At 60.2% G+C, this 12,837-nt stretch carries 14 protein-coding genes; 13 read left to right on the top strand and 1 reads right to left on the bottom strand.

From position 1 onward, the window contains the following. Positions 1-4: 4 nt before the first annotated feature. Positions 5-2,194: a putative bifunctional diguanylate cyclase/phosphodiesterase gene (locus ACX3P5_RS11100; protein WP_458968696.1), complete on the bottom strand. Its 2,190-nt coding sequence runs from the start codon at positions 2,192-2,194 to the stop codon at positions 5-7. 317 nt (positions 2,195-2,511) lie between these two features. Between ACX3P5_RS11100 and ACX3P5_RS11095 the strand changes: the two genes are divergently transcribed. From ACX3P5_RS11095 to phnD, 13 genes are all read left to right on the top strand, one after another. Continuing rightward, positions 2,512-3,138: a DUF2268 domain-containing putative Zn-dependent protease gene (locus ACX3P5_RS11095; RefSeq protein WP_233987771.1), complete on the top strand. Its 627-nt coding sequence runs from the start codon at positions 2,512-2,514 to the stop codon at positions 3,136-3,138. 265 nt (positions 3,139-3,403) lie between these two features. Further along, entirely contained in the window at positions 3,404-4,117 is a 714-nt protein-coding gene (gene phnF, locus ACX3P5_RS11090) for a phosphonate metabolism transcriptional regulator PhnF (RefSeq protein WP_458969180.1), read from the top strand. Next, positions 4,117-4,563 carry a phosphonate C-P lyase system protein PhnG gene (phnG, locus tag ACX3P5_RS11085; RefSeq protein ID WP_094121883.1) on the top strand — a complete coding sequence of 149 codons (447 nt, stop codon included), beginning with the start codon at positions 4,117-4,119 and terminating at the stop codon, positions 4,561-4,563. The genes phnF and phnG overlap by 1 nt, the downstream gene beginning before the upstream one ends. Next, positions 4,563-5,138 carry a phosphonate C-P lyase system protein PhnH gene (gene phnH, locus ACX3P5_RS11080; protein WP_031377906.1) on the top strand — a complete coding sequence of 192 codons (576 nt, stop codon included), beginning with the start codon at positions 4,563-4,565 and terminating at the stop codon, positions 5,136-5,138. The genes phnG and phnH overlap by 1 nt, the downstream gene beginning before the upstream one ends. Further along, entirely contained in the window at positions 5,138-6,214 is a 1,077-nt protein-coding gene (locus ACX3P5_RS11075) for a carbon-phosphorus lyase complex subunit (RefSeq protein ID WP_336755519.1), read from the top strand. Before phnH ends, ACX3P5_RS11075 begins: the two co-directional genes overlap by 1 nt. Then, positions 6,207-7,055, top strand: coding sequence for an alpha-D-ribose 1-methylphosphonate 5-phosphate C-P-lyase PhnJ (locus ACX3P5_RS11070; RefSeq protein WP_458968695.1), 849 nt, complete (start codon positions 6,207-6,209; stop codon positions 7,053-7,055). Before ACX3P5_RS11075 ends, ACX3P5_RS11070 begins: the two co-directional genes overlap by 8 nt. Then, entirely contained in the window at positions 7,045-7,806 is a 762-nt protein-coding gene (phnK, locus tag ACX3P5_RS11065) for a phosphonate C-P lyase system protein PhnK (protein ID WP_094121880.1), read from the top strand. The genes ACX3P5_RS11070 and phnK overlap by 11 nt, the downstream gene beginning before the upstream one ends. Continuing rightward, on the top strand, positions 7,807-8,520 hold the full coding sequence (phnL, locus tag ACX3P5_RS11060; RefSeq protein WP_458968694.1) for a phosphonate C-P lyase system protein PhnL: 714 nt from the start codon (positions 7,807-7,809) through the stop codon (positions 8,518-8,520). It abuts the gene before it with no gap. Further along, positions 8,517-9,653, top strand: a complete 1,137-nt coding sequence (gene phnM, locus ACX3P5_RS11055) for an alpha-D-ribose 1-methylphosphonate 5-triphosphate diphosphatase (protein ID WP_233987776.1) — start codon at positions 8,517-8,519, stop codon at positions 9,651-9,653. The genes phnL and phnM overlap by 4 nt, the downstream gene beginning before the upstream one ends. Next, positions 9,653-10,189, top strand: coding sequence for a ribose 1,5-bisphosphokinase (phnN, locus tag ACX3P5_RS11050; protein ID WP_233987777.1), 537 nt, complete (start codon positions 9,653-9,655; stop codon positions 10,187-10,189). Before phnM ends, phnN begins: the two co-directional genes overlap by 1 nt. Further along, on the top strand, positions 10,186-10,956 hold the full coding sequence (gene phnP, locus ACX3P5_RS11045) for a phosphonate metabolism protein PhnP (RefSeq protein WP_458968693.1): 771 nt from the start codon (positions 10,186-10,188) through the stop codon (positions 10,954-10,956). Before phnN ends, phnP begins: the two co-directional genes overlap by 4 nt. A gap of 79 nt (positions 10,957-11,035) precedes the next feature. Next, positions 11,036-11,866 (top strand): phosphonate ABC transporter ATP-binding protein, encoded by an 831-nt coding sequence (gene phnC / locus ACX3P5_RS11040; protein WP_233987779.1) that lies wholly within the window; start codon positions 11,036-11,038, stop codon positions 11,864-11,866. A gap of 26 nt (positions 11,867-11,892) precedes the next feature. Next, complete coding sequence (phnD, locus tag ACX3P5_RS11035) at positions 11,893-12,819, top strand: phosphonate ABC transporter substrate-binding protein (protein ID WP_233987780.1); 927 nt, start codon at positions 11,893-11,895, stop codon at positions 12,817-12,819. Positions 12,820-12,837: the final 18 nt, after the last annotated feature.

Here is a 12,837-nt window from a genome sequence, read left to right as displayed (position 1 = left end):
CCGGTCAGCTCTGCCGTGCCTCACGCGGTGGGCTGGCCTCAATCAGGCTGGCAAGCTGATCGACCGGAACCGCATGACTGAACAGATAACCCTGCAGCTGGTTACACCCGGCATCCGCCAGCGCCGTCATCTGGCCTGGCGTCTCGACGCCTTCGGCGGTCACCATCAGACCCATCGCGTGGCCCAGCTTCACCACCGATTCAATAATCGCCACCGAGTTATCCGCTACGCCCAGCGACTGGGTAAATGAGCGGTCAATTTTGATCTTATCGACCGGGAAGTGGCTGAGATAGTTGAGGCTGGAGTAGCCGGTACCAAAATCGTCCAGCGCTATCCGGAAACCAGCGTCGCGCAGCGCAACAATGATGGCGCGGGCTTCATGCTCATCGTCGATCAATACGCCTTCGGTAATCTCCAGCTCAATTCGCGTCGGATCGCCGCCGTGCTGCCGCACAATGTCAGTCATCCGCTCTACAAAGCCGGTGGCGCGAAACTGCACCGGTGAGACGTTGACCGCCACCATCAGGTCGGGAAAACGCTGCTGGGTGGCACAGGCTTCCGTCAGCACCCATTCACCCAGCGGAATAATCAGCCCGGTCTCTTCCGCAATCGCAATAAATTCACCCGGCACTACCAGGCCACGGATCGGATGATGCCAGCGCAGCAGCGCCTCGACACCAACCATCTGCTGACCGCCAATATCCATCAGCGGCTGATACCAGACTTCCAGGCCCTCACGGTTTTGCAGCGCAGTGCGCAGATCGGCGGCGATGGTTTGCCGGGTGCGCACTGACTCATCCATCGCCCGTTCGAACTGGCGATATTTGCCGCGTCCGCCACTTTTGGCTTCATACAGCGCAATGTCCGCTTTGCGCATTAACTCCAGCCGATCAACGCCATCTTTGGGTGCCAGCGCCAGGCCGATACTGGCACCGCTCCAGACTTCACTGCCAAACAGCGTAAAGGGCTGGCTGAGCTGGTCGATGATGCGCTGCGCCAGACCCTGAGCCTGAGAGAGCGTCTCCACTTCTGGCATCACCACGATAAACTCGTCGCCGCCGATCCGGCCAACGGTATCGCTGGCCCGCACCATCCGGCTCAGACGCTGTGCCACCGCAACGATCAGTTCGTCGCCGGCGTGATGACCGTAGGTATCATTGATTGCTTTGAAGCGGTCGAGATCGATCAGCAGCAGCGCCACCCGCTGATCGTGGCGCGTCGCCAGCGCCAGTGCCTGAGTCAGACGATCTTCGACCAGCGCACGATTGGGCAGCCCGGTCAGCACATCGTGAAACGCCAGATGCTGCGCCTGCGCCTCAGAGGCACCGAGCTTCAGCATCGACTGCGACAGATTGATCGACGAGGTCCAGAGACGGCGCACCATATACAGGCAGAGCAGGGAGATCGCCAGCACCGCCAGGCCGGTTGACGGGCCGATAGTGCGCAGCATCTGCGCGCCGGGGCGTGACGGCACCCAGTTGAGATAGCCGACCGCCTCACCAGACTGCGCAATCAGCAGATAACGCGCCCCGGTGCCGGGCTGCGGGCTACCGTTGGAGAAATGGAGTCCCTGTAACTGATTGCGTTCGGCCAGGCTGGTCAGATAGCCATCGTCGAGAAACTTCAGGCTGACCAGCCGGAAGCGTGGCAGGGCGTCACTGTCACGCTGAATATTGCCGACCGCCAGCGCGGCGGTGCGACCGGCTAAGCGGGCGTAATCAGCTTTGTCCTCGCGCGAACTCTCTTGCACCAGCGGATTTTTCAGGATGTCGTTGACCAGCGTGGCTGCCTGCTGTGGCGCGACCGGCTGGCCGTCACGCCATAGCCTGACGATCTGGTTTTGCTGATCCAGCACCAGGATCAGCTGATGGCCAAACATCTCAAACAGCCAGTTGCCAATGTTCTCATCCAGCCAGCCTGAGGCGGCACCTTCATCCAGCAGCCGCTGCTCAAGCGGCCGCCAGCGTGACAGACTGCGCAATTGGCGCAGATGTTCGTTCAGACTCTGGGTGAACGAGGCTTCAATCATCCGCTGTTGCTGTTGCCGCGCCTCCGCGTTGGTCAGCGAGGTGCCAATGAACAGCGCTGTGCCCGCGCCGCCAAAGGTCAGCAGCAGAATCGCCACCAGCGGCACCAGCACTTCACGCAGGAAACTGCGGCGGAAATCGCCAGAAAGTTTAAGGCTGTTAATCATTTTTTAGTTTTTCTCAAAAGCAGGAGTACAGCTTAAAAGCTAGCAGACGGTAACGGGACTTTCACACAAACCTTCAGAGTCAGTGAAGCGGATGGGGATTTTTGTGGTGAAGGTGAGGAGGCAAGAGCTGGTGCGGCAAGAATGAAGGGGTGACAACAGGAGATTAATCCAGTCAGGCTAATGGTTGATAGGTTTTGAGGTGACGTGGTTGCAGCAGAAGCGCATGTTGATGGTGCCAGAATGATATCCAGACATAAAGTTGTGTATGTTAAGGTCAGGACATCTTAACGCTGTTGAGTGAAAACAGAATGCCTCAAATGACTCTTCACCTTTTGAATGCGCAGAACAAACTAACCGCTCACGCTCAATGGTTGCAAAGCTGTCTGAACGCGACATACCAGCTGGCTAATAGCTTTATGCCGCTCCCTTCTGTGGATGTTGTTGTAAAAGCCGGATCATATGTCATTCCTGAGAAAGGGCATCTGGGATATTGTCCTGAGCCCGGCATCATTTATATAACCGTCGATCCTGAGAATGCCCTGTTTTGTAAAAATGATGCTCATTCGCTTGAACGCATGTTTGCTCATGAACTGCATCATGCCGCGAGGTGGGCCGGACCGGGATACGGCTCTACTTTAGGTGAAGCGATTGTCTCTGAAGGGCTTGCTGGTCATTTTTCTCTGGAGCTTTTTAAAGGTAAGCCTGAGCCCTGGGAAAGCCTCAGCCCAGACACCGTTCAGCCCTTCACGCTGCAACTCAGTGAAAGCTGGCATCACACTGATTATGACCATAACGCATGGTTTTTTGGGGCGAGGGATCTACCGAAATGGGTGGGATATACCGCAGGGTTCAACCTTGTCAGAAAGTACCTGACAAACTTTCCCAGTCTGAAGGCTTCAATGCTGGCAAACATAGAGGCAGAGAAATTCCGGCCATTTATCTGAACTGCAACGGCTGCCTTGTGCAGCGTCATGATTCTGCATGAGCAGAAAAGAGAATCGTCCACGCTTCCCTGCTGACCATTCGACCCGGCAGCCGTCTCCTTCTGTCTGTTCTCTGGACAGGGTATTCTGATCACTGCTAACAGCCAAATTCACCTCTCCTTCACTCCCCCGTCACGGTTCTGTCATCTGATCCGGTCAAGGTAATGCCATCCCGCAGTGACTTTCGCTGCGTCCCCACTCTGTAACCCGTGAGGATTTCATCGTGATGGAGTTATCCAGACATCCTACCACTGTCTATCAGGCCGTCGCTGCACAACTCGAACAGGCGCTTCAGCAACGCTACCGCTGTGGCGACTATCTTCCTTCCGAACAACAGCTGGCCGATCATTATGAAGTTAACCGCCACACCTTACGCCGGGCGGTAGATGAACTGGTGAACAAAGGGCTGCTGCAACGCCGTCATGGCGTCGGCATCCTGGTGCTGATGCGGCCTTACGACTATCCGCTGCACGCTCAGGCGCGCTTTAGCCAGAACCTGATGGAGCAGGGCAGTCACCCGACCAGCGAGCGGCTGCTGGCGGTGTTGCGTCCTGCCAGCAACGACGTTGCCAGCGCGCTGGGCGTCAACGAGGGCGATAACGTGATCCACCTGCGCACGCTGCGGCGTGCTAACGGTGTACCGCTGTGTGTCATCAACCACTTCCTCGCCGATCTCAGCTGGTGGCCGCAGTTGCAGCATTTTAACAGCGGTTCGCTGCACGATTACCTCGACAAGCACACCGGCAAACAGCTGGTGCGTACCCAGACCCGCATCAGCACCCGACGGGCGCAGGCGAAAGACTGCAAGCAGCTGGAAATCGCGCTGCATTCGCCGCTGCTCTGCGTGCGTACCCTGAACAAAACCCGCGACGGTGCAATGGCTGAATACTCGGTCAGCCTGACGCGCGGCGACATGATTGAATTGACTCTGGAGCACTAATGGAACAGCAAACGGCCCGCCAACGCTGGCTTTCGGTGCTGGCACACAGCAGCGCGGCACAGCTTAACGCGCACTGGCAGGCGCTAAACCTCCAGCCGGTTTTCACCCTGATCCGTCCGGCAGAGATCGGCCTGACCCGGCTGCAGGCGCGCATGGGCGCGACCGGTAAACGCTTTGTGATGGGCGATGCGACGGTGACGCGCGCAGTGGTTCAGCTCAGCGACGGCACCCTGGGTTACAGCTACCTGCTGGGACGTGATAAAGCCCACGCCGAGCGCTGCGCCTTAATCGATGCCCTGTTACAGCAGCCGGAAACCCGGGCGTTGTTAGAAGAGAAGATTATTACCCCGCTGGCGGCATGGCGTGACGAGCAGCGTCAGCTGCGCGCGCGTGAAATCGCCAGCAGCAAAGTGGATTTCTTTACGCTGGTACGCGGAGACAACTGATGACTTTACTGGCAAGTTTTAACCATCCGGTGGCGGATGCACAGCGCGCATTCCGCCGCATCCTCAAAGCGATGAGCGAGCCGGGCGTGATGGTGTCGCTGCCGCTGCAACAGGGCTGGGGTGCACTGTCGCCCGCCGCCACCGCGCTGTTACTGACGCTGGTCGATCAGGAAAGTCCGGTATGGCTGGATGCGCAGATCGACAACGAACAGCTGCGCAATAACCTGCGTTTCCACACCGGCGCGCCGATTACCGCGCAGCAGGATGCGCCTTTCGCGCTCAGTCATGCCAGCTCGCATCCCGATCCGGCCCACTTTGCCGCCGGTGACAATCTGGCCCCGGAAAAGAGCACCACCCTGATTATTGAAGTCCCGTCGCTGAATGGCGGTCTCACGCTGCGTCTCTCCGGACCGGGCCTGCGTGAAACCCGCGCCATTGCGCCACAATTGCCGGAAAGCGTGCTGGCCTATCTGCGCAGCCGGCCACATCCGTTCCCGCAGGGCGTCGATCTGATTTTTACCTGTGGCGAAGCGATGATGGCGGTGCCGCGCACCACGCTTGTGGAGGTGTGCTGATGTACGTTGCGGTGAAAGGGGGCGAAAAGGCGATTGCTAACGCCCATCAGCTACAGGCCGATCTGCGGCGCGGCGATCGGCATGTCGCCGAGCTGGGCTGCGATCAGGTGGCCCAGCAACTCGGTCTGGCGGTCGATCGGGTGATGACCGAAGGCGGGATCTACGATCCTGAACTGGCAGCGCTGGCGATTAAACAGGCCAGCGGCGACCTGGTAGAGGCCATCTTCCTGCTGCGCGCCTATCGCACCACGCTGCCACGCCTGGCCGAGAGCCAGCCGCTGGCGACGGCATCAATGCGTATCGAGCGGCGTATCTCGGCGGTCTACAAAGATCTGCCGGGCGGCCAGGTGCTGGGACCGACCTATGATTACAGCCACCGTCTGCTCGACTTTACTCTGCTGGCCAACGGTGAAACGCCGGCATCGCCACGAGACGATCGCGCGCTGGATACGGCCTGTCCGCACATGTTCAGCATGATGAGCGACGAAGGGCTGGCGGTGCGTGAAGAGGATGACGGCAGCGAACCCGTCGATATCACTCGCGAGCCGATGAGTTTTCCCGCCTCGCGCGCTGCACGTCTGCAGCAGCTGGTACGCGGCGATGAAGGTTTTCTGCTGGCGCTCGGCTACTCGACCCAGCGCGGCTATGGCCGCACCCATCCGTTCGCCGGTGAAATTCGTACCGGCTATCTCAGCGTCACTATCTGCCCGGAAGAGCTGGGCTTTGAGCTGGAGATTGGCGAACTGCTGCTGACCGAGTGCGAAATGGTCAACGGCTTCGCCCACAGCGATGAAAGCGCGCCTCATTTTACCCGTGGCTACGGCCTGGTGTTTGGCCGCGCCGAACGCAAGGCGATGTCGATGGCGCTGGTTGACCGGGCGCTGCAGAGCCGTGAGCAGCAGGAACGCATCACCAGCCCGGCGCAGGATGAAGAGTTTGTGCTGTCGCACGCCGATAACGTCGAAGCCGCGGGCTTCGTCTCCCATCTTAAACTGCCGCACTACGTTGATTTCCAGGCGGAACTGGAACTGCTGAAACGCCTGCGACAGGATCATCAGGAGCGCAACCATGGCTGAACTCAGCGGTTATAACAACGGCTATCTGGATGAGCAGACCAAACGCACCATCCGTCGCGCCATCCTGAAAGCGGTGGCGATCCCTGGCTATCAGGTACCGTTTGCCGGACGGGAAATGCCGATGCCTTACGGCTGGGGCACCGGCGGCATTCAGATCACCGCCAGCGTGATTGGCGATCAGGATGTGCTGAAGGTGATCGATCAGGGTGCGGATGACACCACCAATGCGGTCTCAATTCGTCGCTTCTTTCAGCGCGTCAGCGGCGCAGCGACCACCGAACGCACCGCCGATGCCACGCTAATCCAGACCCGGCATCGCATTCCGGAAACGCCGCTGGAAGAGGAGCAGATTCTGATCTTCCAGGTGCCGATCCCGGAACCGCTGCGCTTTATTGAGCCGCGCGAGACCGAGACCCGCACCATGCACGCGCTGGAGGAGTACGGCGTCATGCAGGTCAAACTGTATGAAGATATTGCCCGTTACGGCCACATCGCCACCACCTACGCCTATCCGGTGAAGGTTAACGATCGCTATGTGATGGACCCGTCGCCGATCCCCAAATTCGACAATCCCAAGATGAACATGATGCCGGCGCTGCAACTGTTTGGTGCCGGACGCGAAAAGCGCATCTACGCCTTACCGCCCTATACCAAAGTGGAAAGCCTCGACTTCGATGACCATCCGTTCACCGTTCAGCAATGGGATGAACCCTGTGCGCTGTGCGGTTCGCGCCACAGCTACCTCGACGAGGTGGTGATGGACGATCAGGGAACGCGGATGTTTGTCTGCTCCGACACCGACTTTTGCCATCAGCAGCAGGAACAGCAACATGCACAGTGATCAGCCGCTGCTTGCGGTCAGCCAGCTCACCCATCTTTATGCGCCGGGAAAAGGCTTTGAACAGGTCAGTTTTGACCTCTATCCGGGGGAAGTGCTGGGCATCGTCGGCGAGTCCGGCTCCGGCAAAACCACACTGCTGCACAGCCTGTCGGCACGTCTGACGCCGCAGCAGGGCAGCATTCATTATCAGGGACGCGATCTCTATCAGATGAGCGAAAGCGATCGCCGCCGCCTGCTGCGCACCGAATGGGGCGTGGTGCATCAGCATCCGCTGGACGGATTGCGGCCGCAGGTCAGCGCCGGCGGCAATATCGGCGAACGGCTGATGGCGGTCGGCGAGCGCCACTATGGTGACATCCGCGCTGAAGCCAGCCGCTGGCTGCAGGCGGTGGAGATCGCCGCCAACCGTATCGACGATCTGCCCACCACCTTTTCCGGCGGGATGCAGCAGCGCCTGCAGATTGCCCGCAATCTGGTGACCCAGCCGCGCCTGATGTTTATGGATGAGCCAACCGGCGGGCTGGATGTGTCGGTACAGGCGCGGCTGCTGGATCTGCTGCGCACTCTGGTGCGGGAACTCAATCTGGCGGTGGTGATTGTCACCCACGATCTCGGGGTCGCGCGACTGCTGGCGCACCGGCTGCTGGTGATGAAACAGGGGCGGGTGGTGGAGAGCGGATTAACCGACCGGGTGCTCGACGATCCCCATCATCCTTACACGCAATTGCTGGTCTCTTCGGTGCTCAATTAAATGATGACTTACACACCTATGTTGCAGGTTGAGAATCTGTGCAAAACCTTTGTGCTGCATAACCAGAACGGCGCTGCGCTGCCGGTATTAGAGAACGCCAGCCTGACGGTGAATCAGGGGGAATGTGTGGTGCTGCACGGCCATTCCGGCAGCGGTAAATCGACTCTGCTGCGCGCCCTGTACGGCAACTACCAGCCCAACAGCGGGCATATCCGGCTGCAGCATCAGGGCGAATCGATCGATATGGCGCAGGCGACGGCGCGGCAGATCATCGCCATCCGCCGCGACACGCTCGGCTGGGTCAGCCAGTTTCTGCGGGTGATCCCGCGGGTGCCGACGCTGGAGATTGTGATGCAGCCGCTGCTGGAGCGCGGCGTCGAACGCGCCTTCTGTGAAAAGCGCGCCCGTGAGCTGCTGAGCCGGCTTAACGTGCCGGAGCGTCTCTGGTCGCTGGCGCCGTCGACCTTTTCCGGCGGTGAGCAGCAGCGGGTCAACATCGCGCGCGGCTTTATCGCCGACTATCCGGTGCTGCTGCTGGATGAACCCACCGCCTCACTCGACAGCGTAAACCGGGATGCGGTGGTCGGACTGATTGAACAGGCGCGCGCCCGCGGTGCCGCTATTGTCGGCATTTTCCACGATGAAGCGGTGCGCGACCGGGTAGCCGATCGGCTGCACCTGATGCAGCCGATCGCCACAGGAGCACAAGCATGATCATTAATAACGTCCGACTGGTGCTGGAAAACGAGGTGGTCGCCGGATCGCTGGAGTTCCGTGACGATCGCATCAGCAGCTTCAGCGAAACCGCCAGCCAGCAGCCGGGCGCGCTGGACGGTGAGGGCGCCTGGCTGCTGCCGGGGCTGGTGGAGCTGCACACCGATAACCTCGACAAGTTTTTTACGCCACGGCCTAAAGTGGACTGGCCCGCCCACTCGGCGATGAGCAGCCACGATGCGCTGATGGTCTCCAGCGGTATTACCACCGTGCTGGACGCGATTGGCGTCGGTGACGTGCGCGACGGCGGGCACCGGCTGGAGAACCTCAGCAAGATGATCAACGCAATCCGCGACAGTAACCGTAAAGGGCTGAACCGGGCCGAACATCTGCTGCACCTGCGCTGTGAGTTGCCGCATCCGACCACCGTGCCGCTGTTTGAAGCGCTGATGGGGACGCCGGAGCTGGCGCTGGTCTCGCTGATGGATCACTCACCCGGCCAGCGTCAGTACGCGTCACTGGAAAAATATCGCGAATACTATCAGGGCAAATATCAGCTGAATGACGCTGAGATGGATCGGTTTGAGCATGACCAGCTCACCCTGGCGGCAGAGTGGTCGCAGCCTAACCGTCAGGCGATTGCCGCGCTGTGCCGCGAGCATGGTATCGCCATCGCCAGCCACGACGACGCCACCGCGGCGCACGTTGAGGAGTCTCATGCGGCGGGCAGCCGTATCGCTGAATTTCCGACCACGCTGGAGGCGGCTCGCGCTTCACGCTATCGCAATATGCAGGTGCTGATGGGCGCGCCAAACATCGTGCGCGGCGGCTCGCACTCCGGTAACGTCGCCGCCTGGGAGCTGGCCTCACACGGCTTGCTGAATATCCTGTCGTCTGATTACTATCCAGCCAGCCTGCTGGATGCGGCATTCCAGCTGGCGGCAGATGAGCGCAACAGCCTCGGTACGGCGCAGGCGATTGCGCTGGTCACCTGTAATCCGGCGCGGGCGCTGGGGCTGGAGGATCGCGGGGTGATTGCGGAAGGCTGCCGTGCCGATCTGGTGCTGGCGCACACCGCGCACGGTCATCCGCATGTCCGGCACGTCTGGAGCAAAGGCCGGCAGGTCTATTAATGACGCGCCTTATCTGGTTAATCGGGCCGTCCGGATCGGGCAAGGATAGCCTGCTGAATGCGCTGCGTGAGGCACCGCCAGCCCGCCTGCTGATCGCCCATCGCTACATCACCCGCGCCGCCGATGCCGGTGGCGAAAACCATGTGGCGCTGAGCGAGGCGGAGTTCGCTCGCCGCGCCGCGCTGGGGCTGTTCGCGGTCAGCTGGCAGGCGCACGGCTTTCACTACGGCATCGGCACGGAAGTTGAGGCCTGGCTGCAGCGCGGTCAGAACGTGGTGGTCAACGGTTCGCGGCTGCATCTGGCGCAGGCACAGGCGCGGTTCGGACCACAGCTGCTGCCGCTCTGTTTGCAGGTGACGCCGTCGGTACTGGCGGCGCGGCTGCGCCAGCGCGGACGGGAGGATGAGGCTGAGATCGCCCGGCGACTGGCGCGTGCCGCCCAGCCGCAGCCGGACGGCTGTCTGCTGCTCAACAATGACGGGGCGCTGGACCGCACGGTCCGGCAACTGCGTCAGCTGCTGGAGGCGCATCAATGAAACTGACCTTTCTCGGCACCGGTGGCGTCACCGCCGCGCCGCTGTTTGGCTGCGACTGCCGCGCCTGTCAGCGGGCGCAGCAGGACTCGCGTTATCATCGCGCGCCCTGCAGTGCGCTGATTGAGGCGGGCAGCGAGCGGATTCTGCTCGACGCCGGTCTGCCGCTGCTGGTTTCACGGTTCAGGCCTGGCGAGCTGACCCGCATTCTGCTGACGCATTACCACATGGACCACGTACAGGGCCTGTTTGCGCTGCGCTGGGGCAAGGGTGCGTCTGTTCCGGTGTGGGGGCCGCCCGACACGCGCGGCTGTGACGATCTGTTTAAACATCCTGGCCTGCTCGATTTCCGGCCCCCCTTAACCCCGTTTGTCGCCCACTCTTTTGGTGAACTGCAGGTCACGCCGCTGCCGCTACAGCATTCACGGCTGACTCACGGCTACCTGTTCGACTGGCAGGGGAGCCGGCTGGCCTGGCTGTGTGACACCTGCGGCCTGCCGCCCGACACCGAAGATTTCCTGCGCGGTCAGCCGCTCGATCAGCTGGTGATCGACTGCAACGATCCGCCGCAGGCTGCCCCGCGTAATCACAACGATCTTAATCTGGCGCTGGCGATCATCGACCGGCTTCAGCCGCGTCAGGCCTGGTTAACGCACCTCAGTCATGAGATGGACAACTGGTTAGCCGATCACCCGCTGCCCGAGGCGATTCAGCCCGCGCGCGATGGTCTGATCCTGTCATGCGGTGCCGGCTGGCCTGTCACAGTTTGATCATCTGGCTGTCATCCCGCCTTCATGGCGCCACGCCTTAATAACCGGCAGAACGTAATCAGCGACGACGGAGAACAACATGGCACAGGCACTTCTGAAAACGGTGGTCGATAACGACCTGCCACCGGCCACGCTCGGCGGACAAAAAGTGTTGTCGGTGCAGAGTCTGAGCAAAGCGTACGGCGACAGCACCGTGCTGGATAAGGTCAGTTTTGACCTGCACGCCGGGGAACTGGTGGCGGTGATTGGCCGCTCCGGGGCCGGGAAATCGACCCTGCTGCATATGCTCAACGGCACCATTGCCGCCAGCTCCGGCGCAATTATCAGCCTGCATCAGGGCGAAGCGGACCGCAACGTGGTAGCGCTCAGCAGCCGCCAGCTGCGTGAATGGCGTAGCCAGTGCGGCATGATCTTTCAGGACTTCTGTCTGGTCCCGCGCCTGGATGTGCTGACCAACGTATTGCTGGGTCGCCTGAGCCAGACCAGCACGCTGAAATCCTTCTTTAAAGTCTTTTCCGACCATGACCGCGCTCACGCCATTGAACTGCTGCAGTGGATGAACATGCTGCCGCAGGCGCTGCAGCGGGCAGAAAACCTGTCGGGCGGTCAGATGCAGCGCGTGGCGATCTGCCGGGCGCTGATGCAGAACCCGAAAATCCTGCTAGCCGATGAGCCGGTGGCGTCACTCGATCCGAAAAATACCAAACGCATCATGGACGTGCTGCGTCAGGTGAGCGAGCAGGGCATCAGCGTCATGGTGAACCTGCACTCTATCGAACTGGTAAAGCAATACTGCACCCGGGTGATCGGCATTCAGCGGGGAGTGGTGCTGTTCGATGGCCATCCGTCGCAGCTTACCGACGGCCTGCTGCACCAGCTGTACGGCGATGAACTTAATCAGATCCACTAACTTCCACGGCAAGAGAACAACCTCGAATGAAACTGACTTCTTTAGCGCTACTGACGGGTGTAATGGCTTTTGGTGTTAACGCAGCGGATGCGCCGAAACAACTTAATCTCGGCATTCTGGGCGGACAGAACGCCACCCAGCAGATTGGTGATAACCAGTGTGTGAAAACCTTCTTTGATAAAGAGCTGGGTGTGGATACGCAGATGCGTAACGCCTCTGACTACTCCGGAGTGATTCAGGGACTGCTGGGCGGCAAAATCGATATGGTGCTGAGCATGTCACCCGCCTCGTTTGCTTCGGTCTACCTGCAGGACCCGAAAGCGGTCGATGTGGTCGGCATTGTGGTGGATGACAAGGATCAGTCACGCGGCTATCACTCGGTGGTGATTGTTAAAGCGGACAGCCCGTATAAAAAACTGGAAGACCTGAAGGGTAAATCCTTTGGTATGGCCGATCCCGATTCGACCTCCGGCTTCCTGATGCCGAACCAGACGTTTAAGAAAGAATTTGGCGGCTCGGTGGACGACAAGTACAACAACACGTTCTCCAGCGTGACCTTCTCCGGCGGCCATGAGCAGGACATTCTCGGCGTGCTGAACAACCAGTTCGACGGCGCGGTGACCTGGACCTCGCTGGTCGGCGATTACAACAGCGGCTATACCTCCGGCGCGTTTGGCCGTCTGATCCGCATGGACCACCCGGATCTGATGAAGCAGATCCGCATTATCTGGCAGTCGCCACTGATCCCCAACGGTCCGGTACTGGTCAGCAACAAACTGCCCGCGGATTTTAAAGCCAAAGTGGTGGCGGCGATTAAAAAGCTGGATAAAGACGATCACGCCTGTTTCGTCAAAGCGGTTGGCGGTGAGCAGCATATCGGCCCTGCCACCGTCGCTGACTATCAGAACATCATTGATATGAAGCGCGACCTGATGAAAGGCAGCCGCGGCTAACGCCCGGTGACGGCTACC

The sequence above is a fragment of the Pantoea sp. S-LA4 genome (assembly GCF_054482835.1).
This window is presented reverse-complemented; position numbering and strand designations above follow the sequence as displayed.